The following is a 24,982-nucleotide window of genomic DNA, read 5'->3' as shown; positions in this document are numbered from 1 at the left end:
CGTTGGACTCAATTCTAAAATGGCAAAGCAGAACCCATGGATATTTGGATTAATAGGTTTTGGGATTTTCCTTTACCTAGCATGGAATAACTTTGAACTATCTTTTGCTCCATGGACAAAAACCGCAGAAGCAAAAGCCGTGATTACAGATAATGCACTTGGGTATGGACCGATGGGGAGAGGATTTACTCAAATCATCACGATATCCTATCAGGTTGACGATTCGGTCTATGTTCAGAAGAAAAAACTTTCTCAGAGAATCAATAAAAAGGAAATTGGATCATTGGTCTTAATTGAATATGCTGTCAAAGATCCTGGCAATTTTGAAATCAAAGGTTTTTTGAAACAATGAACTGATATTTTTATCAAAAAACTTTATCTTCCTACATGGAAACAGGTGACTTCATTTCTGAAATAGTGGTTTTCAAACCCTCCCAAGGTAGTGATGAATTTGAAATCATTTTGGATGGGGAGCAAGATACGGTTTGGGTTACCGAACAGCAGCTTGTTGAGTTATTCGGTAAAGCTAGAAGGACGATTGGTGAGCATATCCGAAATATTTACAAAGAGGGAGAATTGGAAAAAGAGTCAACTTGGCGGAATTTCCGCCAAGTTCAAAAAGAAGGAGAAAGAAAAGTAAAAAGAGCAGTTTCAGCTTACAATTTGGATGTAGTGATCTCAGTTGGATACCGAGTAAAATCACCAGTTGGCATTGAATTCAGAAAATGGGCAACCCAAAGACTCAAAGATTACTTGGTCAAAGGTTATGCCGTCAATAGCGAATTATTGAGCAAGCAAGGTCAAAAAATAATTCAGCTAGAAAACCAGCTTGATATTTTAAGGGAAAGAACTTTTGAGTCACAAAGAGTATTGACGGAGGGGTTTTTGGATATTATTTCAAAGTATTCCAAATCTTTTGAATTACTCAATAGGTATGATTCAGAAGATCTTCAGCTTGACAATCTTTCCAAAGAAATCATTTATATCATCAATTATGATGATGTCAAGAAAGCCATTCACCAATTAAAGATGGAATTGATCCAGAAAGGAGAAGCGGGAGAGCTATTCGGAAACGAGAAAGATGATTCATTCAGGGGAATATTGGGAAGTATCTCCCAAACAGTTTTTGGAGAATTGGCATATCCAACCATTGAAGAGCAGGCAGCACAATTGTTATATTCTGTTATCAAAGGTCATGCCTTCAGCGATGGTAACAAGAGAATTGGTTCATTTCTGTTTGTGTGGTTTTTGGAGCAGAACAGTTATCATTTGGATGACAGGGGAATAAGAAAAATTAATGAAAACACTTTAGTAGCTCTAGCATTGGCAGTAGCCCAAAGTTTACCAGAACAAAGGGATTTGATAATAAAACTGATAGTGAACCTAATAAAGAACTGAGTCCAACATCACCTTGGAATACAGCGGGCGGTTCAGAGTAAATATGAAATTCAGTATCTTTAAGAAGTTAAGAGTAGGTTTGAAGAGAACGGCTCCGCATGCCCGCCGTCTCCAAGCTGAATACCGTTAGGCACAATTATGAATAACCCACAACCATGAAGTTTTACCTTACCATATTATTTTTATCCTTTTCACAGCTGACAAGTGGTCAACAAGTGGACAGAGAGATTTTTGATGCAACTCTTGGTACACAAAAAGCACACACATATTCGATGCTTGAAGGGTCATTTGAGCAGTTTTTAACTTTAAATTATCCGAATGAAAAATCATTATCCAAGAAGATGAAGAGATACCTATTGGATATTCAAGACCAAAATTTTAATTGGACTTTTGATAGTAATCTAAGTTCAATAACTCTTCAGCAATTGGAATCCTCAGGTTTAAGGAAGGATATTATGCTTTATAAAAATGAAACATACAAAGAAAGATTCCCATTTGAGGATTACATAAAGGAAAAAAAACTAAGTACTGAAGGAAGTGAAGAAGTTGAATTAAATGAAGATTTTGAAGACATTATTGAAATACCACCGACCAGTAGAAAAGAAGGAAAAAGGTTAAGAAAGGAAGAAATTAAGCGGCAAAAAATCCGAGATAAATTTCCTCAACCTAATAAACATGGGCTATTTTACTATGCTTTGGCAAAATCTAAAAAGGATAATGAAGATATTTTAGCCTATGTTTCAGGTATCACCAAATATGAAATTAGACCAAGCCCCTCATTAATAGCTTACGGTTTTATAGAAAATTTAACTGAAGAAGAATTTATTGAGTGGGAAAATAAGCTCTTAGTAATTGTTGAAATTTATTTAAGTAGTTTGATATATAATGATATAATGAAAAAATAACATGTGCCTAACAGCACCTAAGAAAACATGGGGCGCCTGGTGCCAAGGGAAAGGTTTATTCCCCGAACTAACTTTTACTACGGGGGAAAGGAAATCGCTTCGAAAAGCCCCACGTTTCTTAGCCGCGGACCGTTGTGGCGCATAGCCGAGAACCGAAGTGCAATTAAACAATGAAAACAGGATTGATAATATTAGGAATTATAATTGGCTTAATCGGATTGATTTTTCTAATCCTTGTGATTGGTGCTTATAAACGTAGACCAAAATTCAACAACAAGGGATTTACAGCTCTTGAAAAAAGACTTTTGGAGATTTTTACTACAATGTTCGACCCTGAATTGGCTGATAAGTTTAAAAAGCAAATTGATTATTTCGAGAATAAACGCAAATGGAGACAATATTGGGATAAGAGTATGTCAATGGAACTTTATGGGAACCAGGACCTTTCAGAAGAACTAAAATATCCACGGCGAGACGAAAGTAAAATTGCAACGATTAGATTTAAAGTTAACGAAGAAAAATACAATATTGAATTTGATACATACGATGGTCGAATTTGGGGCTGGAAAATTAGACCAAATCCCAAACAGATTCAGAAAATTGATATAGTTGAAGTAACAAGCAAGAAGATAAATAATGACCCCAATGAAAAAGTTGAAGTAAGGATTGAAAAAACAGAAAGCAAACCGATTCCTGATTTTAATGGAGTGATTGGAGAAATTCTGAAATTAAAACCAATTGAAAAAGCATATAATCCGCTGACTCCTGAGCAGATTGAGATGTTTAAGCAAAAAATTGAGTCCAGATTACCAGATGGATATTTAAAAATTATTGAGCAAACTGAAGGATTAGAATTCAAGGATTTTCGAATTTCAGGCATATCGGAGATTCAAAGGACTGGACTTGATGATGGTGACTATTTTCACTTGGTGGAGTTTGATGATGGAGTGATTGCGACAAAAGAAAATGACAAAAACGGAGAACTATACTTTTGCCATTATTCGGGTGGACTCATTGATAAATTAGGAACTGATTTTGATAAAGTATTGAAAGAGAAAATATAAACTACGACGCCACAACACGCGGTATAAAAAATTGCCGGGACAGTGGGTTATTCAAGGGTTGCAGCTCGCTTCAACTTTTGTGTAACTTGACAGGAAATCGCCCGCAAACGGCAACTTTTCATACCGCCAACGTTGTGTGTCATTTGAATAAAGAATATGAAAATAACATTACCACCAAAGAAAGGAACCCCAAATACTAATCCTGAAATAGAATTTGACCAATTAGTAGTGATTGGAGCGAATGGTTCAGGGAAGACAAGATTTGGTTCTCATATTGAAGAAAAATATTTAAAGAATGTTCACCGTATTTCTGCTCAGAAGTCTCTAAGTTTTCCAGCAGAAGTGAGCCCAAAATCTCGTGAAAGAGCTACTAATGAATTTCTATATGGTTATCATTATGATAATAACACCAATGCACAGCAACAATTAAACGTAAAAAAGTCACATAGATGGGGAAGTAAAATAAGCACCTTTCTTTTAAATGATTATGATAAGCTTTTAGTTCTTTTGCATACAGAAGAATATGAAGAATCCTTAAGTTTTAAGGAAGGGCGAACCACTAAACCAACGACAAAGCTTGATATCGTTCAAAGAATTTGGGAGACAGTTTTACCTCATAGAAAGCTATTAAAAAAGGCAGGTGTAATTGAAACTTACCCAACAGGTCAGGTAGGTAATAATTACAATGCAACCGAAATGAGTGATGGCGAAAGAGTTATTTTTTATCTAGTTGGTGAAGTTGTATGTGCTCCTGAGAATTCAATAATTATTATTGATGAGCCAGAGATGCATATCCATAAATCCTTGGTTAAAAATCTTTTCGACCTCATTGAAAATGAACGACAAGATTGTTCTTTTATTTATCTAACTCACGATATTGATTTCGCTTTTTCAAGGCAAAATGCAATTAAAGTATGGGCAAAATCATATGAAGGTTCAAACGTGTGGGATTATGAATTACTTGAAGATGAGTCCCCTATTCCAGAACAATTATATCTTGAAATACTTGGAAGTCGAAAACCAGTAATATTTCTAGAAGGTGATGACAGCAGTATTGATTATGAACTATACGAGCAAGTCTATTTTGACCATACTTTAAAACCACTTGGAAGTTGTGAAAAAGTAATTCATTCCGTTAAATCCTTCAATGAACAAAACGGATTTCACCATATAGAATCATTTGGAATAATTGATAGAGATAGGCGAATTCAAGATGATGTTGTTAGACTTAACTCTAAATCCATTTGGGTTTTAGATGTTGCAGAATCTGAGAATTTACTCTTGTTAGAAGAAATTGTTAAATCAGTTGCGAAACATATGGGTAAAGACCTAAATGATGTTTTTAATCAAGTAAAAGACAACTTGATTCAGTTCTTTAACAGCCAACTAGAATCTCAAATATTACTGCACTTCAAAGAAACACTCAGAAAAAAATTCATTGAAGCTTCAAACTTTAATGAAAGAACAATATCGAATGTGATTCCTGAAATTGACGCTTATTATTCTGGCATTGATAAGCAACAAATTTTTGATGATATCAAAACGGAATTTGAAAATATTGTGAACTCTAAAGATTATAATGGAGTACTTAGAGTTTTTAACCTTAAGAACGCTCTGATTCCAAATTCTAAAGTTTGCGAACTGACTGATGTGAAAAACAAGTCGGGGTATTTAAAACTTGTTATCACCCTGTTGAAAAGGAAGGATGCTGAAAGCCATTTAATAGCAACAGCAATTGACGATAAAATAATAAAAAACGCCACACAACAGCGTGTATAAGAAATAGCGGGTTTATTACTAAATCAATGGTCTGTACTTTTAATAAAAGTCAGTGCCAAACTGAAAGTGAAGTGCTTTTTAATCCGCTACTTCTCATACACGCAAAACGTTGTAAGCAAGCCTAAAGAACAACCGTACTCCGAAAAACAGACATCTGAAAATCGAACTTTGACATCTTGACAAAAACTTACGGACTGACTTTGGCGACACACAATCCGACCCGAATGTTTTAAAAATTTTTCCCACCGCACATTTTAAAAAAATAATTTTAGCCAGCCGCACATTGGCACATTTGCAAAACCGCACAAGCTGACACACAACCCAAGTTTTGCAAAAGAGCCAATTTCCCAACGCTCGACAGGAATGTTGAAAATTATTTGAAATAAGTGATGACAAATCAAAAATCTTTTTCTAATTTTGACACATTATGTCAAGAGAGGTTATGTCAACAGAAACAATAGGCGAAAAGCTAAGACACATTCGAGAAGAAAAGGAACTTCCATTGCGGAAAGTTGCTGCTTTGCTAGACATTGATGTGGCGATTTTAAGCAAAATGGAACGTGGGGAGCGGAAAATCACAAAAGAAGTAGTTCTAAAACTTGCCGACATATACAATTATAACGCAGACGAACTTTTGGTTTCGTTCCTAAGTGACAAGATTTTGTATGAAATTCAAGACGAAGATTTAGGAATAGAAGCACTGAAGGTAGCAGAAGAAAGAGTAAAATATTTAAAAGCGAATAAGAGGAAATGACAATAAAGCAACTCATAGAAAAATATACAGCCGACAGGGATTATTACTTGACAAGCAAGTATAATGAAACACTGCTTCGCAGTGATTTCTTAGACCCGTTTTTTGAGTTGCTTGGTTGGGACATTAAAAATAATGCAGGTAAACCAACCAACGAACGAGAAGTAATTTTGGAAGAAGCATTGAAAGCAAACGCTTCCGAACATTCCAAAAAACCTGACTATACTTTCCGACTTTTTTCTGAAAGAAAATTCTTTTTGGAAGCAAAAAAACCTTGTGTTTCTATTGAGTCAAACAATGACACTGCAAAGCAAGTCAGACGATACGGATTTACAGCTAAGTTGAAAATTTCTGTTCTTTCAAACTTTGAATACTTAATCATTTATGACACTTCCGTAAAAGTTGAGAAAGAAGACTCCTATAATAGAGCACTTGTAAAAAAATACCACTACACAGAATACGAAAGCAAGTTTGAAGAAATCAGACAGCTTTTAGGAAAGGAATCCGTGTATTCAGGAGCATTTGAAACGGAATGGAAAGAAATTGAAAGCAAAATCAATCAATACTCGATTGACAATTTATTTCTAAACCAAATCAACGAATGGCGAAAAGTTTTAGGTGCTGAAATTTTTAAACACGAGCCAAAAATTGACGAGCAACAACTTAATGATATTGTTCAGAGTTACATCAACCGAATTATTTTTCTTCGTGTTTGTGAGGATAGAAATTTAGAGGATTATCAAACCCTTTTGAAATTTGCCAATACAAATGATTTCAGTGCCTTAATCAAAAAGTTTGAACAAGCCGACAAACGCTATAATTCAGGACTTTTTGACCAATTACTCAAAGACAAGATTGTAGAAAATATCAGTTCGGTATTTTGGACAATTATAAAGCAATTGTATTACCCTGAAAGCCCATATTCATTCAGTGTGTTTTCTTCTGATGTATTGGGAAGCATTTATGAAATTTTCCTTTCTGAAAAATTAACAGTTCAAAGCCGTGCTGTTGTTTTGGTAAAGAAACCTGAAAATGTTGACCGTGACATTATCACTACACCAACATTTATCATAAGTGATATTTTAAGAAATACCGTTTTGAAAAAATGCGAAGGAAAAACGGATAAGGAAATTCTTAAACTGAAATTCGCTGATATTTCTTGTGGTTCAGGTGCATTTTTATTAGAGCTATTCCAGTTGCTCAATGATATTTTGATTGATTATTATCTGAAAAATGACAAAACAAAACTCATTCAAACGAATATCAACACTTACAAATTACCATTTGAAATTAAGCGACAACTTTTATTGAATTGCATCTACGGAGTTGATAAAGATTATAATGCAGTTGAAGCAGCCAAATTTGGTTTGCTTCTCAAATTGCTTGAGGGTGAAGATGTAAATTCAACCAACAAAACAAAACCTGTTTTGCCAGACCTATCACAAAATGTTTTCTTTGGAAACAGTTTATTGAATCCGAAGCAAGTAACGAATAAGAAAGACCAAGTAATTATCAATCCGTTTGATTTTTCAAAACTTCGCTTTGATGTCATTGTAGGCAATCCGCCTTATATGAAATCGGAGGATATGAAAAACATTACTCCGCTTGAATTACCACTTTACAAAACCAATTACGATTCAAGAGCCAGAGGCTGCAAAATACAGTTCAAAGAAAACAGGTGAATTGGATAGTGAAGTATGGGTTTGGGGCGTTCCCCTGCGGGTCGGGCTTTCCGCTGCAATCTTTTTGCCCTGTGGGACAAAAAGGATTTCCGCTTCAATCCCTAACGCAAAAGCAGCATAATCATTAATTAGAAACAGAAGTATGTTAAAATTATATTCAACAGATAATAAGAAGTTTTTAATGCAGGTAAACAAATCAGAAGCCGAGCTAAATAGATTTCTGTCAGAAAATTGGAAAGAGTTTTTTCCGCATTTCACTTTTATAAAAAATGAATTTTCCTTAGATGGAAATGTCCGAAGTAAAGGCGGTTCAGGCAGAATTGATATTTTGGCTTACAATCCTAATAACAAAAAGTTTGTGATTTTTGAGTTAAAAAAAGATGCTGACAAAAACATAAGACATCAGGCTTCTGATTACAAAGATTTTGTTGAGAATAATTTTGCCGAAATCTATTTGTTGGCAACACAAACTTATGAAGTTCAATTACCTAAATTCAATGAAATCTCAAAGGATAGTATTGAATTAATTCTAATTGCCAAAACATTCTCTCCAACAGATGTAGATAAAGCCAAAAAGAGCAAAGGAGAAATTACACTCATCAAGTATTTATGGTTTGAAAATCAACTTTTACTTATTGATTACCTAAACAACGACCCTGATGATTTGATTGAAAAAGAAAATGCCGCTAAACTTCAAAAGATTAAGAACATTATTGACAACAGACCAGAATTAGCAGATGTAGAGGCATTTTTGTATGGAAAGGAAGAAGCGAAAAGGCTTTTCAAGATATTTTACGAACACTTAAAAACTTTAGGAGAGATTTCTGTTGAAGCACAAGCAAGTAAAATAAAAGTTGTTTTTGGTAATCAAACCTTTTCTATAATCGGCTATGCTGGTAAAACAGGAAAGAAATGTTTTTTAGTAATCAATACAAACCTTGACGAAGTTACTTCATTAGGAGAGATTGTTGATGATAGAGTTCGTCCAGGTGAGAAAAAGAAAGGAAGTATTGGCTCTGAGAGATATGAAGTATTCCTGACCACAGAAGAAGAGTTAATGGAGTTTTTACTGATAATTGAAAATGACTTTCATAATGGAAATAGCTGAATTAGAAAAAATATGGGAAGAGTTTAACCTAATTAAATTCCAGAATGGAATTTTAAGTGAGCCTTTTTTTTATTGGGACAAAGGAACTAAGATTACGAATGTTCTCGACTGGTTTAATTCTAACATACCTGATGTTTTTTATGATAATAAATTTTCGGAAGTTCTTCTTGAAATAATTTGGGAAGAATTTGGAGATATGCCTATCAACAATGATGATGAAATAGAACTAGATTTCTATTGTTGGAAAAAAGGGACTTACCGTTTTGAAATTTGGCATTGGTTTGACGAAAAGTTACCAAATGGAATCGCTGAATATGCAATTTAAATTTAGAGTATGGCAACAAAATTAAATAAAGTATTTAACGATTTACCTCTTCTTCCTCCAAATAAATCTTTGGTAGAGACCATTGCAATCTTAAAACAGGAAAGTAAATCTGCTGTGGCATTAGCTGAATTAAAGGGTCTTACGAACACATTGCCCAACCCTAATATTCTTATCAATGCGGTTATTTTAAAAGAAGCACAAGCGAGTTCCGGAATTGAAAATGTAATCACAACTCAAGACAAACTTTACCAAGCTTTATATGCCAAGTCGACTAAGCCTGATGGAGCAACCAAAGAGGTTTTACGATACAGAGAGGCACTACTAATGGGCACACGCTTAATCAAAGAAAGGGGTTTTCTGAATACAAACGGAATAATTGCCATTCAGAAAGAATTGGAAGAAAATAATGCTGGACTTAGAAAACTTCCAGGAACGGCATTAATCAACGATTTGACCAATGAAGTAATTTATACTCCACCTGATAATTTTGATACGATTAGTAATTTGATGGAAAATTTGGAAGAATATCTGAATAATGACGCAGATGATATTTCACCTTTAATCAAGCTAGCCATTCAACATTATCAATTTGAAAGTATCCACCCTTTTTATGATGGTAACGGCAGAACTGGTAGAATCATCAATGTTTTGTTTTTGATTTTGAAAGGTTTATTGAACGAACCTGTTCTTTACTTGAGTTCATATATCATTCAAAACAAAGGAGATTACTACCGATTATTACAGGAAGTTCGGACTAAGAATAATTGGGAGGATTGGATTCTGTATATGCTCAAAGGCATAGAACAGACAGCTCAAAGCACAATTGAACAAATTAACAAAATCAAGCACTTATTCAGCGAAACTCAAAAATTGGTACAAGATAAATTACCAAGGATTTATTCAAAAGATCTGATAGAGCAGCTATACATCCATCCCTACTGCAAGATTGAGTTTTTAGTAAACAACTTGGGTATCGAAAGAAAAGCTGCATCAAGATACTTAAGCAGTTTAGAAGAATTAGGAGTATTGAAATCACAACAAAAAGGTAAAGAAGTCATTTACATCAATACCAAGCTTTATAATTTACTGAAAAAAGGATGAAAGACAACGTGTACCAAATTATCCCACGTAAATAAAACGTGTACCAAATACTGAAATTATGGTGCACGAAAATTAAATATGAGACTTTTTGGTACATAAATAAAATGTAGTGCAAAAACATCAAGACAACATCAATCTTTTTCGCTCCCTCCTCAAAGGACGTGAAGATGTGTTTGCTGTTCGTTGGGAAAAAGGAAACAAATCGGGTTATATGCCAGCCTATTTTTATGACCCATATCGTTTAAGGGCACATAAAATGAATGGTGGAACTTTTCAGAATTTTACCGAAAAGTCTTATCTGAAACTAACAGATGAACAAATCCAAAAGCATTTGGAAGATTTTCACCATATTGGAATTTATCCCTTACTGCAAGACAATACCACTTGGTTTTTAGCAGCTGATTTTGATAAATCGAATTGGCAAAATGAAGCTGTTACTTTTCTGAATGCTTGTAAAGAAAAGGAAATCCCAGCCTACTTGGAGCGTTCCCGTTCGGGAAACGGTGGACTGCACAGGTCTCACACCACCTATCCCGAAAGCTTTCGGGAGGTCTCCCCGAATCTAGTTCGAGGCAGGCTGAATACGGCGGTTCACTGAATCTCAGGCTTTGATTTAGAATAATAGTCCAGCATACTTAGATAACCTTTTCTTCTCAGTCTAGAGAGTGTAATTGTTATTACCAGTATAGGACTTTGATCCGCTGCGACGGACCATCCTCCTTTTCTGCCTCCCCTATGGCCAGCCCCTCAGCTAAAAACTTCCACAAAGCAATCAACTTCGACTAGTTCTTCATTCCCTAGCTTGATTCATTAATCATTCCCTACAAAATTAGCCCTACCGAAAAATCTTCGATTCACGAAGTTATTGAGATTAGAACCAAAGCGGTAATTAAATCCAAACCTGGTATCGACAGTATATGCAGAAGGCAAGGTTACCCTTCCACTCAAAATATCCTGTTCGGTGAAGTCTCCCGATGCCAGGTAAATCTGATCCTTCACGTAGTTGCCTTCTACCCTCATAAAGAAAGAAAAATTCCCGGTGACACGGACTTCTGCACTTATATTCATGCCTGTAGACCAAGAACTAAAATCATCCAGATAATTTCTCAGTCGATATCCTATTTCCAGATTACCCCATCGTTGATTGAGCCCCAGACTGGCCCTCAAACTATGAAGAACCCTAGTCTCATCAAGAACACCGGAAATCGTTTCTTCGACATAGCTATTTCTCCTGACTTCGACTCCATAGTTCACTCTTAGAAATCTGGAATTCTGCACAGCTTCAGGGAAAAAATTGTACTCGACGGCTGGCCTAAAGCTGGTCTGGAACTGATAATTAAAGCGGGTGTTCTGACGACCTGCAATATCATATCCATAAGACCACTGGGGTGAAATAGCTTTTACAAGCTGATGACTAAAGCCAAATTCTGATACATCAAAACTATTTTGAACTTGATCGATAATCTGATTACCACTTTCATCTAAAACTGGATTACCATTAGCATCCACTCTTGGCACTTTTTGAATCGTTCTTCTTAGCCTTTCATCTATTCGCCCGGATAGGGAGATTTTCCATTTATCCGTAATCCGATTAATATTGATATCTCCACCAATATTAATTTGTCTACTCAATTCCTCCAATTCAATGTTAGCATTACTCCCGACATTAAAAACCCAATAATTCCAGGGATCTACGCTTTCCTCCTCTTCATCTACAAAATTGGCAGGGTCAGTCTTCATATTAATTTCGATCCCCTCTCCGGCTTTGGTTTTTGCAACATATGGAGCCAAACCTAATTTAATAAACCGGGTGAGTCTTTCCCTCACTTCAAAGTCTGTATCTGTCTGTTTGGTGTTTACGTAGAGGGTGTCTCTCCTTCCCGCATGAATGTTTTGTTGACCTATAAACAAAAGTTGATATTGCCTTCCTCCACCTCCAGACCTGTTATTGTTAATCAGCAGAAAGACATCAGCTATTTGATTATCCCTATAAAAATCAACCGCTGTAATTTCCGTTCTGATAAAATCCATATCACAGCCTCCATCCCAGCGTTCACAGCCATCGATAAATACTCTAAGTCTATTGGGAATTTTATTATTATCGACGAGCGTTTGACTAATTGAAGCCGTAGTCAAAGAGAAGAAGCTCAGGGTCAATAACAGTAATACTTTTTTCATTTAATCAGGTTTAGTTCACATTGACCGTATGGTTTCGGTCATAAATTAATTCCAATCATCATCGCTCCCTGTTTTACTAATAATGCTTGAAAAGGAGTAATCTTTTTTCCCGAAGGACTTGATAATATCCTTTTCTTTAATCGGATATTTTTCATCCTTTTTTATGCAATTAAACTAGTAAAAGGATGTGAAAGGCATACAAACTTTGGGTGAGAGTATGTTCTTGGAATAATTCAAATGTATAGACAAAGTACTCCCCTAAAAAGGAATAAAAGCATCAGTGGTTTCTTTGGGCATTCGAGCGGTAGTGTTTAATAATCTGCCCAACCAAATCTACCAGCTTAATTAAAAAAGGAAGCATCGCTACATAATTTCGAGTACATAGAGTTTATAAAAATATAAGTTATTTCAATTTTCAGCTTGATTATATGGTCCGTTATCAGATCATTGAAAACTGAAATCGAAAGGTGATTTGTAATCAAAACCCAACGGATAATCGACAGGGCCTTTTCTGTAATTTAGGATGCTTTGACATTTGAAAATTAAGTGAGCTTGGCTGATTATATTTTATATTAGAATCAAAAGACCTAAACTCAAAGATCGCTGGTAAGCGGTCATTTGATTTGGTTGCATCTATTCAAAAAACAATATAACCCCTTGTCACCCATGAAAATCAGCACTTTCCTCACATTCGTTGGAGATAATTGCGGTAAGGCTACAGAAGCAATCAATTTCTACACGGCTATTTTTCCGAATTCGGAAGTAAAAAGAATCGTGAATTATGCTGAAGGCGAACCAGGCGGAACACCAGGCTTGATCAAGTTTGGAGTTTTCACTCTTAATGGCAAAGAATACCTAGTTTCCGAAAGTAATTACAAACACAATTGGTCATTTACTCCCGGAGTATCCATATTTATTTCTTGCGAATTGGAAGATCAAATTGAAATCTTATTCGAAAAACTATCCGGCGAAGGAGGTCAAGTCATGGTTCCGCTCGACAATTATGCAGGAGATGGGGATTATGGCTTTGGTGAAAAATTCGGTTGGTGCGAGGATAAATATGGGATTTCTTGGCAGTTGGTTTTATTAAGATAAATATCTTAGAATAAACATATCCACCACATTTTTTTTACAATTTTTATCTATATTAGACAGTGATTTTATAAAGCTTCTTTTTCACCTATCACATTCTCAAAACTATTTTTTTCAACGTAAAATCAGCTTTTTAAGCATCTGAAGTTGAATTTGAATGAAAATATTTGTCAATCCTGTACAAAAATCATTTTAACATGAGAAAAATATCCGATTTAGAAATTCTCAGTAGAACTTTTGAAGATTTATCAGCGGGAATAGGAATATTCAAAGTTAATGATTTGAATGACCTAAAAAGCATTCAGTATGTTTTTATGAACAAGGTTCTTTTATATGAAATGAGAAAAGAACGTGATGAGGTTATTGGAAAAAAAATTATAGAGGTAGCTCCTGAGGCATTTAATCATGAGGGAGGACTACTTGTCATGGAGACCTACCGAAAAGTTGCAGCAGAAGGCGGAAGCATTAATTTGGGATTGGTCGAATATTCTAACCACATGGTGGCAGGAACTTACGAATGCTCTGTTCACCATATTATAGACAACTATGTTTACGTAAAGCTGAGAAACGTAACAGAATTAGAACAAACAAAAAATGAACTAGAGCTAAAAAACAAAGAACTGTCGCAATTTGCTTACATAGTCTCCCATGATTTGAAAGAACCTTTAAATACTATTTGCTCCTTGATTCAATTAATTGAAAAACAAAATACTGGAAAACTTGATACAGAAACAGCTCAAATGCTAGGCTTTATTTCAAGCACAACTAACCGAATGAGGAGCCTGATAACAGGTTTATTGGATTATAGTGGTATAGGGCAGGGAAAAGAAGTAATTGAAATAGACTGCCAAAAACTAGTCGAAATTATTCAGCAGGATTTAGCCTCAAAAATAAAAGAAAACAATGCTATCATTGAAGTTGGGAAATTACCAAAGATCTATGGCTATGAGACAGAGCTTCGAATGCTTTTTCAAAATTTAATCAGCAATGCCATCAAATTTAGTAAGCCCAATTTTCCTCCTCGAATAAAAATAAGTGCCAAAAAACAAGATGGATGGACCTTTTTTATCCAAGATGATGGAATTGGCGTTGCCAAGGAATATCAAAGTAAAATATTTAGAGTATTTGAACGCTTACACACCCAAAGTGAGTATGAGGGAACAGGCATTGGCCTTGCTCATTGCAAGAAAATTATAGATCTACATAAAGGTAAAATTTGGGTAACTTCTAAACCTGGAGAAGGAAGCACTTTCTGTTTTTCAATACCCACCCGACTTGATCAAAAATCTTGATTTTTGTTTTGATAATTCAAGTTAGAGCTATGGCTTTATCCCAAAGATTTACGCTAAGGGAAAGATTTTATTAATTTAATCTTATGACAATTATTTTGATTCCAAATCTTAAAACTCCTGCATTAGATTTTTCCAGATATCGCATATAAACCTCTCAGATTTATTTTATTTGCTTTTCCCACTATCCAAAAACATAATTACTGTCATTGAATGACTGCAAAAGACATACTAGGAAACCCGGATTTCCTCGCAATATCCTATGGAGGGTATAGAAAGAACTCCAGAAGCATTCAGCCTACCGTAACTCAGCTGAAAGAAGATTTACTCATTCTTCATGCTATGGGCATACGCCTTCTGAGAACTTACAATGTACACTTACCTCATGCTTCAAATGTGCTCAAAGCCATTTCTGAGCTAAATCAGGAGAAACAAGGCTTTGAAATGTATGTTATGTTGGGAGCATGGATCGATTGCAAAAATGCCTGGACGGATAAGCAACCTGATCATTTTCAGGAAAGCGAACGAAATCAGGTTGAAATTGCCAAAAGCGTAGAGCTGGCAAATGAATACCCGGATATCGTCAAAATCATTGCAGTAGGCAATGAAGCCATGGTCAAATGGGCCGAATCTTATTATGTACAGCCGGAGGTAATCTTGAAATGGGTCAATCACCTACAAAACCTGAAGAATAAACAGCAAATCTCATCGGAGCTTTGGATCACCTCCTCTGACGATTTTTCCTCTTGGGGTGGTGGAGATCCACTTTACCATACTGCTGCGCTCAATCAGCTGATTCAGGAAGTGGATTTTGTTTCCATGCACACTTACCCCATGCACAATACCCACTATCATCCAATATTTTGGGGAATCAGTCCCTCGGAGAAAAAGCTCCCTAAAAAAGAAAAGCTGGAAAAAGCCATGCAAAGAGCACGAGACTTTGCTATAGGGCAATATCAGCAAGTGAAGGCTTATGTGGAAAAAATTGCCCCTGGAAAACCCGTACACATAGGAGAAACCGGTTGGGCCAGCAGTTCGGATGGATTTTATGGATTGGAAGGATCCCGAGCATGCGATGAGTACAAAGAAATGCTTTACTACCAGGAAATGAGAAACTGGACCAATAGCCAAGGGATTTCCTGTTTCTATTTTGAAGCCTTTGACGAACCTTGGAAAGATTCAGGAAACCCTCAAGGATCTGAAAATCACTTTGGCCTGATCACCGTGGACGGGAAGGTCAAAGCTGCGCTTTGGGATCAGTTTGAAGCAGGAGTTTTCCTGGGTTTAACCCGTGATGGGAAACCGCTCAAACAGACCAAAAAAGGGAATATTGAATTAGCTCTCAGAGCTGCCATGATCCCTCCCCCAAACGAGCACTTGTAACCCAAGCCTATTCTGATTTTCAATTTGCTATACTCAATGCTTCAAAATAGATCAATTCAGGTATTTGAAACCTCCGCTCAAGGTAGAAAGCTGGAGAAAGTCGACCAATTCGAGGACGCAGAGATCACGATTCAGGTCACACTCAATCCAGAAATAGAATTTCAGACTATCACCGGAATTGGAGGTTCTTTTACGGAAGCTTCCGCGCATCTTCTTGCTCAGATGAGTGAAGGAAAAAGACGCGAGATTCTCACAGCATATTTCAGCGAGGAAGGCTCCTGCTATTCCTTGACTCGAACACATATTAATTCCTGTGACTTTTCGCTAAGCCAATACTCTTACGATTCCAATGCCGGGGATGAGAGTCTTCAGAATTTTTCCATTGAAAGGGACAAGAAAGCCTTGATCCCTATGATTCAAGAGGCAAAAATCTATTCCAAGCAAGGTTTCAAAATCATCGCTTCTCCCTGGACTGCACCTCCCTGGATGAAGGATAATCAGAGTTGGGTGGGGGGCAAATTGCTACCTAAATACTATCCAGTCTGGGCAGATTTCTTTGAAAAATATCTCCAAGCCTATCAGGATGAGGGAATTGATATATGGGGATTAACTGTAGAAAATGAACCTCATGGCAATGGCAATAATTGGGAGAGTATGCATTTTAGTCCACAGGAAATGACTGATTTTGTTCGTTTTCACCTTGGTCCCAATCTGGAAAGCAAGGGATGGAATCATGTGAAGATTTTGGGCTATGATCAAAACCGGGATGGATTGAAAGAATGGGTAGAAGTCATGTATGCGAACCAAGATTCCTCCAGATACTTCTCCGGCACGGCAGTTCACTGGTATGAAAGCACCTATGAAGTCTTTCCGGAGGCCTTGCAAGACGCCCATCATAAGGCCCCGGATAAATTCCTTATTCAAACCGAAGCTTGTGTCGATGCGGAGGTTCCTAGGTGGCAGGATGACGACTGGTATTGGAGCAAGGAAGCAAAAGACTGGGGTTGGCTTTGGGCTCCGGAAAATCAGAAATACTTACACCCCCAATATGTACCTGTGTATCGGTACGCCGTCGATATCATAGGCTGCTTTAATAATTGGGTAGATGGATGGATAGACTGGAATATGGTTCTGGATAGACAAGGCGGGCCCAACTGGGCCAATAACTGGTGCACGGCACCTGTGATCGTGGATCCTTCTACAGATGAGGTATATTATACCCCACTTTATTATATTTTGGCCCACTTTAGTAAATTTATCCGGCCAGGATCCAAAATCATTCAGGTGAATGTTTCAGAAGATAAAGTTCAAGCGACCGCTGCGAAAAACGAGGATGGTTCTCTGGTCTTAGTTGTATTAAACCAAAACCAATTTGAGATTGCTGTAAACCTTGAAATAGCTGACTATAAAACCACTTTTTCCATCAGTCCTGCTGCCATTCAGAGCATTATTATTGGCCCCGACCAAACAAAAACCACTTAAACTGATTCAAATTATCGAACAATTAATTTACCCTTTCCATGCCATCATTTAGACAAGAAAAATTTCTTTCCCTCGCCTCCTCTGATTTATCCGACAAATCCCTAGAAGAACTCAAGCAAACCTTAAGAAATCAACTGAAAGACGGAGTTCATGGGTTTTGTGCAAGTCCTTATGTAGAAGGTCAAAAACCTGGAGATCAACTCACAGAAGAGCAAATCAGAAAGAGACTAGAGGTATTAAAGCCGCATACTCAATGGATCAGGTCTTTCTCCACCACCGAAGGAAATGAGCTTATCCCTAAAGTTGCACGGGAAATGGGTATCAAAACGATGGTTGGTGCCTGGTTGGGTGACAATCCTAAAACCAATGCCAAAGAGGTTGCCAATTTGATTGAATTGGTGAATGAGGGTCTAGTTGATATTGCTGCCGTAGGAAATGAAGTACTATACCGTGGTGATTTGACTGTAGATGAATTACTGGAGCATATTCAAGAGGTCAAAAGTAAAATCCAGAAAGATGTACCTGTAGGCTATGTGGATGCTTATTATGAATTTGAAGATCATCCGGAAGTATCCGAAGCATGTGATCTTATTTTGGCGAATTGCTATCCTTTTTGGGAGGGATGTCCTTTAGAGCATTCCTTGCTTTATATGAAAGAAATGTATCGCATAGCTAGCAATGCAGGTAAAGGAAAGCGGGTGATCATCACAGAGACAGGATGGCCTGATCAGGGAACCAGCCTGAGAGGGGCTGTTCCATCGACCGAAAATGCCATCAAATATTTCATCAATGCCCAGCAATGGTCTAAAGAAGAGAATATTGAATTATTCTACTTCTCTTCATTTGATGAATCCTGGAAAGTAGGCGCAGAGGGAGATGTGGGAGCTTTCTGGGGAATTTGGGATAAAGACGAAAGGCTGAAATATTGAGGTCAAATTACTGGCTGCTTGGAACTTCATTATAAATCCTCCAAGCAGCTTTTCTTAAAAACAGCCTAAATGGCTCCTGCTCTTTAAACTTTAGACCCCCCTACCTGTCTCCTTCAGTTCTATATCCGTCAGGTCTGCTATCTTCACAGGCTTTCCGCTCTCGATACTGTTTCTGGCTGCAATGCCAACCAAGATAGACATTGCACCATCCCGACTACCCGCAGATTGCCTCCAAGGATCGGCCATGGATGGATCCTTAAAGAGTTTATCCTTTAATCGAGTATCTCCACCTCCATGTCCTCCACCTCCATGTGGAATGGTAATGATTTGCCTCTCCCCAAAATTTTTGGTCAAATGAATCTCATCTGCGTCGACTTCTTCCCAGGGCTGTCTTTCTTTGATCCAAGCTTCTAAGCGCCCCTTGGTACCATTGAAGGCAATTCGATAACCCTCATAGGGTGAGTAAGTGGTCAAAGAATAACTGACCTGGACCTGATTTTTGTACTTGATCTGAACGGCCATTTTATCGTAGATATCTACATCTTCACGAAAAACACAGCCATCCCGATGATATCCGTCATATTGCTCATTTTCGGGATATAAATTCACCAGATGCTCATTCTTTGTGATATCCCAATAAAAATCACAATTGCTGGCATGAGGACATCCCCTACAAGTAGTATGACGGAATGGACCTTTTTTACCATAAAACTCTAAGGAACCATAAGCAAAAACCTCCTCGGGATCCGAATTGATCCACCAGTTTAATAGGTCGAAATGATGCGTAGACTTATGAACAAGTAAAGTACCTCCAAACTCCTTTTTTCTATGCCATCTTCTAAAGTAATCAGCTCCATGGTACACATCCAGATACCAGTGAAAATCTACCGAGGTCAAGTCTCCGATTTCACCTGCTCTCAATAACTCATACAGTTTTTGTCGATGAGGAGAATAGCGGTAATTGAAAGTCACAATTAACTTTTTGCCGGACTTCCGCTCTGCATCCAGAATATCCTGACATTTAAATTCATCCGTGGTCATCGGCTTTTCCGAAATCACATGAATACCAGCATTCAGTCCTTTGATAATAAACTCATGATGGGTGCTGTCCATGGTAGTGACGATCAAGACATCAGGCTTTGCTTCTTTCAGCATTTGATCAAAATCCGTGAATATAGGGCAGTTAGCTCCAATAAACTTTCTTGCATAAGCCAATCTTCCTGGATTGATATCACTGAGCCCGACAAATTCAACCAATTCCCCATAAAATCTAAGCACATCCCTCCCAAACATGGTCGTGCCCCTGATTCCAGTACCTACCAGGGCTAATTTCATTTTTCCTTCCTTTGGCCCAACCAAATCTAAAGCTTGAGCTACAGGATGGATAAGAAAACTACCGGCCAGTAAACTTCCGGACAAGGCCATAAAATCTCTTCTGGATTGATTGGCTGAACTAGACATAGGTTTTGGGTTTAAAAATTGACTCTTTAAGTTAATGAATAAAGAAAAAACTGCAGTGAAAAATTACGGAATCGATTTTCTTGATTTGTTAAAGCCACAAATCGCTGTTTAGATTCCTTTTCCTGTATTTTTGAGGGAATGAATTCAACCATGACGAACAGAACGATATCCATCCGGGGACTCTTCCGGATTAGCAGACCCATCAATCTGCTCATGGTTGCTTTCGCCCAGCTGATGGCAGCATATTTCCTGATAGAAAGAACTCCCCAAGGTTTACCGGTTCTTCAGGATTATCGACTGTATTTATTGATTTTGGCGACACTCTTGATTACGGCTGCCGGCTACATGATCAATGATTATTACGATGTAAAAATCGATTATGTCAACCGACCGAATGAAGTAATCGTTGGAAAGGGAATCAAACGAAGAGTAGTGATTTTTCTCCATACCCTTTTCAATTTTACAGGCATAGGATTGGGCCTCTTAGTAGCACCTAGAATTGCCATTGTTAATTTCGTGGCCGCATTTTTACTATGGCTATACAGCAACAGACTCAAAAGAGAGCCCTTTATCGGAAATTTAACCGTTGCTTTTCTGACAGGACTTTCAGTTTATCTGGTTGCCTTTTATTACCAGAAAAACGAACTATTGGTCTTGACTTATGCCATTTTTGCCTTCTTTTTGAATCTGATCCGGGAAATTCTCAAAGACATTGAAGATAGAAATGGAGATAGAAAACATGGTTGTCGTACGCTTCCCATTGTCATTGGATTCCGAAAGACCAAGCAGGTGATTTTCATTGTTGCCCTCTGTTTTGTCTCTGCCATCCTAATTATCACATTCGAAATCAACAAGCAGGAGTTATTCTATTACTTTGGAGGTCTAGGGATTGCCTTTGTATGGTTTATGAGAAAAATATACCTAGCGGACCGCAAAGACCACTTCACCCAACTCAGTACTTGGGCAAAAATATTGATGCTGGTAGGAACCATGAGCATGGCTTTTTTATAGCCTCATCAACTTTTTAAGGATAAATTTTTATAAAGCCTAATTTTTCAATTCTCAAACAGACAGCTCTTGCCTTAGCGTTTCTGCAACAAAACCCTTAATTTCATGCATATTTTCTAAAATATGCTAGATTCCAAGGTCATCGTCATCAAAATAGGCTCCAACGTACTTACCCAGTCCGATGGCATGCCTGATTTGGAGCGGATGAAGCATATGGTCGCTCAGATCAGTGGATTAATAAAGCAAGGCAAAAAAGTCGTGTTGGTCAGTTCAGGAGCTGTAGCATTTGGGAGACAAACTGTAGTCTTACCAGAAAGGGTGAATCCCGTTTTCAAAAAACAGATCTGGGCGGCTACAGGACAGATCCGGCTCATACATCAGTATCAAGGATATTTCGAAAAGAAAGGAATTCAAATCGCTCAGATTTTGGTCACCAAAGAGGACTTTCGAGACCGAAAGCATTTCCTAAATATGAAGAACTGCATTGAAGCTTTGTTGCAGCAGGGAATCCTTCCGGTAATCAACGAGAATGATACCGTGACAATTACGGAATTAATGTTCACCGACAATGATGAGCTTGCCAGTTTGACCGCTGCGATGATTAATGCAGACACCCTCATGCTGCTGACTAATGTAGATGGGATCTTTACCGGAAATCCCACTGAACCCGACTCAGAGCTGATCGAAAAAATAGCTTCTGATACGCCGGAAGTTTCTAGCTATATCTCCGCTACCAAATCTTCCTTTGGTCGGGGTGGTATGCTAACCAAATATGCCATGGCTAAAAAATCGGCAGATTTGGGCATTCAGGTCATCATTGCCAACGGGAAGAAAAATGGAGTGTTGCAGGCTTTTACGGATAAAAAATTGCGATGTACTTGGTTTGAACCCAAAAAGAAAAAACAAGCTCCCAAAAAATGGCTGGCCCATGGCGCGCATTATTACAAAGGGGAAGTCTTCATTAATTCCGGTGCCAAAGCATCTTTGACTTCCGATGTCATACGAAGCCTTTTGCCTATTGGAATCACCAAGTTAGAAGGAGAATTTACTAAAGGTGATATCTTGCTGATTCGTGATGAAAAGGGTGAAAAAGTAGGCTTAGGAAGAGCAGAGTATTCATCCAAATCCGCAACTGAAAAGCTTGGCCAAAAAAAACAAAAAGCGCTGATTCATTATAATTATCTCTATTTATTCGATCATGACTGAGTACTCCCCTATTTTTGAATCTGTTAAAAAAGCTTCATTAGAATTGATCAGGCTTTCTGACGTAAAAATCCAGTCAATTTTGAAGGATTTAGCAGCATTGGCTATCAGGAAAACTGATTTTATTTTAGCTGAAAATCAGAGGGATTTGGAACGCATGGATCCTCAAAATCCGATGTACGACCGTTTGCTTCTCAATCAATCACGGATAGAAAGCATCGCCTCTGAAATTCTTCAAGTCAGCCAGTTACCTACTCCTCTCCATCTCAAATTGGAGGAAAAAATGCTTCCAAATGGACTCTACCTCGAGAAAGTCAGTGTGCCTCTGGGAGTAGTTGGAATTATCTATGAAGCCCGGCCCAATGTGACTTTTGACGTATTTTCCATTGCCCTAAAATCCGGAAATGGACTGATGCTCAAAGGGGGTTCGGATGCAGATTTCTCCAATCGAGCCATAGTTTCTCTGATTCATGAGGTGTTGGAGCAGCATGAGATTTCAACTCAGGCTTTTCAACTCTTACCGGCAGATAGAGAAGCGACCAAGGCACTTCTGGAAGCTGTTGGCTATGTAGATGTTTTGATTCCGAGAGGTTCTCAAGGTCTAATCAATTTTGTGCGAGAGCATGCCAAAGTTCCGGTCATTGAAACAGGTGCCGGAATCGTTCATACCTACTTGGATGAAACAGCTGATTTGGAAAAGGCCAAGCCCATCATCCACAATGCCAAAACCCGAAGACCCAGCGTTTGCAATTCCTTGGATTGTTTGATTATTCATCAAAGTCAGTTGAAAAACCTGAATAAGTTGATTCAGCCTTTGTTGGAAAGTAGGGTGAAAATTTATGCAGATGAGCAGGCTTTTCAGTATCTAGACCAATCTGATTTAATTCACCCAGCGGAGCCGGAACATTTTGGAACAGAATTTTTGAGTTTACAGCTAGCCATAAAGACCGTCAATGATCTGGAGCAGGCTTTACAACATATCCAGATCTATTCTTCCAAACATTCAGAAGCGATTATATCTGAAAATCAAGAGCACATCGAGCGGTTTTTATTGGAAGTGGATGCAGCAGCTGTCTATGCTAATGTATCCACGGCTTTTACAGATGGGGCGCAGTTTGGACTCGGTGCTGAGATCGGAATTTCCACCCAAAAACTACATGCCAGAGGGCCTATGGCTTTGAAAGAATTAACTAGCTATAAGTGGGTGATAAGGGGAAATGGGCAGGTGAGGAACTAGGATTTTTTTGAGTGCCGCTTTATCAACACCTCCATCACTTCATCCAATTCATAACCTTTGGCTTCCAAAAGAACGAGATAGTGAAATAGCAAATCCGCTGCTTCCCCTAAAAATAGCTCCTTGTTGTCATCCTTGGCTTCAATCACGATTTCCACCGCTTCCTCCCCTACTTTTTGAGCCACTTTATTGATGCCTTTGGCAAAAAGAGAAGCCGTGTAGGATTGATCAGAAGGATTATTTTTTCGATCCTTGATAATGGCTCTTAATTGATCGATGAAACCGGTTTTGGAAGAATTTTCCTCATTCCAACAGGTATCCGAACCGGTATGACAAACAGGGCCTTGAGGATTGGCTTTGACCAAAACAGCATCTCCATCACAGTCGACACTCATCGAAACTAACTCCATAAAATTCCCTGAAGTCTCTCCTTTGGTCCACAACCTGTCTTTGCTACGACTGAAAAAAGTCACCTTTCCAGTCTCTTGTGTTTTTGCCAGCGCTTCCTCATTCATAAAGCCCTGCATCAAGACTTTACCGGAAATAGCATCTTGGACTATGGCTGGTACTAGGCCGTTCATTTTATTGAAATCTATTTTCATATTCTTGAACCTTTGAGGTTTTCAAAACCTCGAGGGTTTTGGTTATAACTATACTATATTTTGAAAATTCTGATTTTTCTTATAAAACCCAGATTTTTAAAAGATAGCTGCGCAGATACTGGAAGATAAATCCGCTATCGCGGATAAGATATTTGACCAACGATCAAGGGCTAAATTGCATATATCTTGCGAAGCCTATCTTTGAAATTATCTAGCGAAGCTTATCTTATTTTCTAATTGAAATTCCCTCCCCAATCAAATATTCCTTCAAGCTCGGAACCGGAATTTCTTTAAAATGGAAAATACTGGCTGCCAAAGCCGCATCTGCTTTTCCAAAGGTAAACACATCTTTAAAATGCGGCATGGTTCCCGCACCTCCGGATGCAATCACAGGAATTGATAAGGCTGATGAAATCTCAGCCGTAATCTCATTCGCAAAACCTGCCTTGGTTCCGTCATGATCCATGGAAGTAAGCAAAATTTCACCTGCTCCTCTATCAGCTACTTCCTTTGCCCATTTCTGCGTTTGCAAAAGGGTCGGCTTTCTTCCCCCATGCGTGTGCACATAATCCGTTCCATCTACATCACGGGTATCGATTGCCACCACAATACATTGAGATCCGAATTCCCGTGCCATTTCATCAATCACACTTGGATTTTTGACAGCTGCAGAATTGATGGAAATCTTATCGGCACCTGCATTCAGCAAGACTTTCACATCTTCCACTGTAGAAATCCCTCCGCCAACTGTAAAGGGAATATTGATCGCCATGGCAACTTTGGTCACCAACTCGGCCAAAGTTTTTCGCTTATCGACCGTAGCTGTAATATCCAAAAACACCAGTTCATCAGCTCCCTCCTCAGAATAGACTTTCGCCAACTCCACCGGATCCCCTGCATCTCGCAATTGGACAAAATTCACCCCTTTGACAGTTCGTCCGTCTTTGATATCAAGGCAGGGGATAATTCTCTTTGTTAACATTTTATAGTATTCAAAACTTCATTATT

General features: G+C 38.0%; 23 protein-coding genes. 19 read left to right on the top strand and 4 right to left on the bottom strand.

From position 1 onward, the window contains the following. The 11 genes from FL972_RS14835 to FL972_RS14785 form a co-directional block, all read left to right on the top strand. Positions 1–352: hypothetical protein (locus FL972_RS14835; protein ID WP_250161369.1), on the top strand; the 352-nt coding region annotated here is incomplete at its 5' end. 35 nt (positions 353–387) lie between these two features. Beyond that, entirely contained in the window at positions 388–1,398 is a 1,011-nt protein-coding gene (rhuM, locus tag FL972_RS14830; RefSeq protein ID WP_144605491.1) for a virulence protein RhuM/Fic/DOC family protein, read from the top strand. 155 nt (positions 1,399–1,553) lie between these two features. Further along, the gene (locus tag FL972_RS14825) at positions 1,554–2,303 is read left to right on the top strand and encodes a hypothetical protein (RefSeq protein ID WP_144606463.1); all 750 of its coding nucleotides are present in this window, start codon (positions 1,554–1,556) and stop codon (positions 2,301–2,303) included. Positions 2,304–2,473: 170 nt separating this feature from the next. After that, entirely contained in the window at positions 2,474–3,367 is an 894-nt protein-coding gene (locus FL972_RS14820) for a hypothetical protein (protein ID WP_144606461.1), read from the top strand. A gap of 156 nt (positions 3,368–3,523) precedes the next feature. Continuing rightward, complete coding sequence (locus tag FL972_RS14815; protein WP_144606459.1) at positions 3,524–5,146, top strand: DUF4435 domain-containing protein; 1,623 nt, start codon at positions 3,524–3,526, stop codon at positions 5,144–5,146. Positions 5,147–5,573: 427 nt separating this feature from the next. Then, on the top strand, positions 5,574–5,900 hold the full coding sequence (locus tag FL972_RS14810) for a helix-turn-helix domain-containing protein (RefSeq protein ID WP_250161368.1): 327 nt from the start codon (positions 5,574–5,576) through the stop codon (positions 5,898–5,900). Next, on the top strand, positions 5,897–7,579 hold the full coding sequence (locus FL972_RS14805; protein ID WP_222116044.1) for an Eco57I restriction-modification methylase domain-containing protein: 1,683 nt from the start codon (positions 5,897–5,899) through the stop codon (positions 7,577–7,579). The genes FL972_RS14810 and FL972_RS14805 overlap by 4 nt, the downstream gene beginning before the upstream one ends. A gap of 142 nt (positions 7,580–7,721) precedes the next feature. Further along, complete coding sequence (locus tag FL972_RS14800; protein WP_144606457.1) at positions 7,722–8,687, top strand: PDDEXK family nuclease; 966 nt, start codon at positions 7,722–7,724, stop codon at positions 8,685–8,687. Beyond that, on the top strand, positions 8,674–9,012 hold the full coding sequence (locus FL972_RS14795) for a hypothetical protein (RefSeq protein WP_144606455.1): 339 nt from the start codon (positions 8,674–8,676) through the stop codon (positions 9,010–9,012). Before FL972_RS14800 ends, FL972_RS14795 begins: the two co-directional genes overlap by 14 nt. A 9-nt stretch (positions 9,013–9,021) precedes the next feature. Next, positions 9,022–10,113 (top strand): Fic family protein, encoded by a 1,092-nt coding sequence (locus FL972_RS14790; protein ID WP_144606453.1) that lies wholly within the window; start codon positions 9,022–9,024, stop codon positions 10,111–10,113. Positions 10,114–10,222: 109 nt separating this feature from the next. Beyond that, positions 10,223–10,711 carry a TOTE conflict system archaeo-eukaryotic primase domain-containing protein gene (locus FL972_RS14785; protein WP_186300126.1) on the top strand — a complete coding sequence of 163 codons (489 nt, stop codon included), beginning with the start codon at positions 10,223–10,225 and terminating at the stop codon, positions 10,709–10,711. Between the two features lie 212 nt (positions 10,712–10,923). Here FL972_RS14785 and FL972_RS14780 read toward each other — a convergent pair whose 3' ends face one another. Next, a complete protein-coding gene (locus FL972_RS14780; RefSeq protein ID WP_222116043.1) occupies positions 10,924–12,291 on the bottom strand; it encodes a hypothetical protein in 1,368 nt (455 codons plus the stop codon). 666 nt (positions 12,292–12,957) lie between these two features. Here FL972_RS14780 and FL972_RS14775 point away from each other — a divergent pair. From FL972_RS14775 to FL972_RS14755, 5 genes are all read left to right on the top strand, one after another. Beyond that, complete coding sequence (locus tag FL972_RS14775) at positions 12,958–13,386, top strand: VOC family protein (protein ID WP_144606451.1); 429 nt, start codon at positions 12,958–12,960, stop codon at positions 13,384–13,386. A gap of 278 nt (positions 13,387–13,664) precedes the next feature. Next, positions 13,665–14,675, top strand: a complete 1,011-nt coding sequence (locus tag FL972_RS14770; RefSeq protein ID WP_186300125.1) for a sensor histidine kinase — start codon at positions 13,665–13,667, stop codon at positions 14,673–14,675. A 210-nt stretch (positions 14,676–14,885) separates the two neighbouring features. Further along, entirely contained in the window at positions 14,886–16,055 is a 1,170-nt protein-coding gene (locus FL972_RS14765; RefSeq protein ID WP_144606447.1) for a glycoside hydrolase family 17 protein, read from the top strand. Positions 16,056–16,091: 36 nt separating this feature from the next. Then, positions 16,092–17,537, top strand: a complete 1,446-nt coding sequence (locus FL972_RS14760; RefSeq protein WP_144606445.1) for a glycoside hydrolase family 30 protein — start codon at positions 16,092–16,094, stop codon at positions 17,535–17,537. Between the two features lie 38 nt (positions 17,538–17,575). After that, a complete protein-coding gene (locus tag FL972_RS14755) occupies positions 17,576–18,466 on the top strand; it encodes a glycoside hydrolase family 17 protein (RefSeq protein WP_144606443.1) in 891 nt (296 codons plus the stop codon). A gap of 90 nt (positions 18,467–18,556) precedes the next feature. On the opposite strand, the gene FL972_RS14750 is transcribed toward FL972_RS14755, so the two are convergent. Continuing rightward, positions 18,557–19,927, bottom strand: a complete 1,371-nt coding sequence (locus FL972_RS14750; protein WP_144606441.1) for a Gfo/Idh/MocA family protein — start codon at positions 19,925–19,927, stop codon at positions 18,557–18,559. A 150-nt stretch (positions 19,928–20,077) separates the two neighbouring features. On the opposite strand from FL972_RS14750, the gene FL972_RS14745 reads away from it, so the two are divergent. The 3 genes from FL972_RS14745 (at position 20,078) to FL972_RS14735 (ending at position 23,375) form a co-directional block, all read left to right on the top strand. Beyond that, on the top strand, positions 20,078–20,938 hold the full coding sequence (locus tag FL972_RS14745; protein WP_144606439.1) for a geranylgeranylglycerol-phosphate geranylgeranyltransferase: 861 nt from the start codon (positions 20,078–20,080) through the stop codon (positions 20,936–20,938). 120 nt (positions 20,939–21,058) lie between these two features. Beyond that, positions 21,059–22,141, top strand: a complete 1,083-nt coding sequence (proB, locus tag FL972_RS14740) for a glutamate 5-kinase (protein WP_144606437.1) — start codon at positions 21,059–21,061, stop codon at positions 22,139–22,141. Continuing rightward, entirely contained in the window at positions 22,134–23,375 is a 1,242-nt protein-coding gene (locus FL972_RS14735) for a glutamate-5-semialdehyde dehydrogenase (RefSeq protein ID WP_144606435.1), read from the top strand. The genes proB and FL972_RS14735 overlap by 8 nt, the downstream gene beginning before the upstream one ends. Here FL972_RS14735 and hisIE read toward each other — a convergent pair. Then, on the bottom strand, positions 23,372–23,974 hold the full coding sequence (hisIE, locus tag FL972_RS14730) for a bifunctional phosphoribosyl-AMP cyclohydrolase/phosphoribosyl-ATP diphosphatase HisIE (RefSeq protein WP_144606433.1): 603 nt from the start codon (positions 23,972–23,974) through the stop codon (positions 23,372–23,374). The two genes, FL972_RS14735 and hisIE, sit on opposite strands and share 4 nt — an antisense overlap. Positions 23,975–24,200: 226 nt before the next feature. Further along, positions 24,201–24,956, bottom strand: coding sequence for an imidazole glycerol phosphate synthase subunit HisF (gene hisF / locus FL972_RS14725; protein ID WP_144606431.1), 756 nt, complete (start codon positions 24,954–24,956; stop codon positions 24,201–24,203). Positions 24,957–24,982: the final 26 nt, after the last annotated feature.

It is taken from the genome of Algoriphagus algorifonticola (assembly GCF_007655305.1).
Taxonomy (GTDB): Bacteria; Bacteroidota; Bacteroidia; order Cytophagales; family Cyclobacteriaceae; genus Algoriphagus; species Algoriphagus algorifonticola.
Note: the sequence above shows the minus strand (reverse complement) of the source record. Positions and strands in the feature narration are given on the sequence as shown.

Excerpts from the sequence above, each read along its gene's own strand:
- rhuM (WP_144605491.1), top strand. The coding sequence starts at position 388 with ATGGAAACAGGTGACTTCATTTCTGAAATAGTGGTTTTCAAACCCTCC.
- FL972_RS14825 (WP_144606463.1), top strand. The coding sequence starts at position 1,554 with ATGAAGTTTTACCTTACCATATTATTTTTATCCTTTTCACAGCTGACA.
- FL972_RS14820 (WP_144606461.1), top strand. The coding sequence starts at position 2,474 with ATGAAAACAGGATTGATAATATTAGGAATTATAATTGGCTTAATCGGA.
- FL972_RS14815 (WP_144606459.1), top strand. The coding sequence starts at position 3,524 with ATGAAAATAACATTACCACCAAAGAAAGGAACCCCAAATACTAATCCT.
- FL972_RS14810 (WP_250161368.1), top strand. The coding sequence starts at position 5,574 with ATGTCAAGAGAGGTTATGTCAACAGAAACAATAGGCGAAAAGCTAAGA.
- FL972_RS14805 (WP_222116044.1), top strand. The coding sequence starts at position 5,897 with ATGACAATAAAGCAACTCATAGAAAAATATACAGCCGACAGGGATTAT.
- FL972_RS14800 (WP_144606457.1), top strand. The coding sequence starts at position 7,722 with ATGTTAAAATTATATTCAACAGATAATAAGAAGTTTTTAATGCAGGTA.
- FL972_RS14795 (WP_144606455.1), top strand. The coding sequence starts at position 8,674 with ATGGAAATAGCTGAATTAGAAAAAATATGGGAAGAGTTTAACCTAATT.
- FL972_RS14790 (WP_144606453.1), top strand. The coding sequence starts at position 9,022 with ATGGCAACAAAATTAAATAAAGTATTTAACGATTTACCTCTTCTTCCT.
- FL972_RS14780 (WP_222116043.1), bottom strand. The coding sequence starts at position 12,291 with ATGAAAAAAGTATTACTGTTATTGACCCTGAGCTTCTTCTCTTTGACT.
- FL972_RS14775 (WP_144606451.1), top strand. The coding sequence starts at position 12,958 with ATGAAAATCAGCACTTTCCTCACATTCGTTGGAGATAATTGCGGTAAG.
- FL972_RS14765 (WP_144606447.1), top strand. The coding sequence starts at position 14,886 with ATGACTGCAAAAGACATACTAGGAAACCCGGATTTCCTCGCAATATCC.
- FL972_RS14760 (WP_144606445.1), top strand. The coding sequence starts at position 16,092 with ATGCTTCAAAATAGATCAATTCAGGTATTTGAAACCTCCGCTCAAGGT.
- FL972_RS14755 (WP_144606443.1), top strand. The coding sequence starts at position 17,576 with ATGCCATCATTTAGACAAGAAAAATTTCTTTCCCTCGCCTCCTCTGAT.
- FL972_RS14750 (WP_144606441.1), bottom strand. The coding sequence starts at position 19,927 with ATGTCTAGTTCAGCCAATCAATCCAGAAGAGATTTTATGGCCTTGTCC.
- FL972_RS14745 (WP_144606439.1), top strand. The coding sequence starts at position 20,078 with ATGACGAACAGAACGATATCCATCCGGGGACTCTTCCGGATTAGCAGA.
- proB (WP_144606437.1), top strand. The coding sequence starts at position 21,059 with ATGCTAGATTCCAAGGTCATCGTCATCAAAATAGGCTCCAACGTACTT.
- FL972_RS14735 (WP_144606435.1), top strand. The coding sequence starts at position 22,134 with ATGACTGAGTACTCCCCTATTTTTGAATCTGTTAAAAAAGCTTCATTA.
- hisIE (WP_144606433.1), bottom strand. The coding sequence starts at position 23,974 with ATGAAAATAGATTTCAATAAAATGAACGGCCTAGTACCAGCCATAGTC.
- hisF (WP_144606431.1), bottom strand. The coding sequence starts at position 24,956 with ATGTTAACAAAGAGAATTATCCCCTGCCTTGATATCAAAGACGGACGA.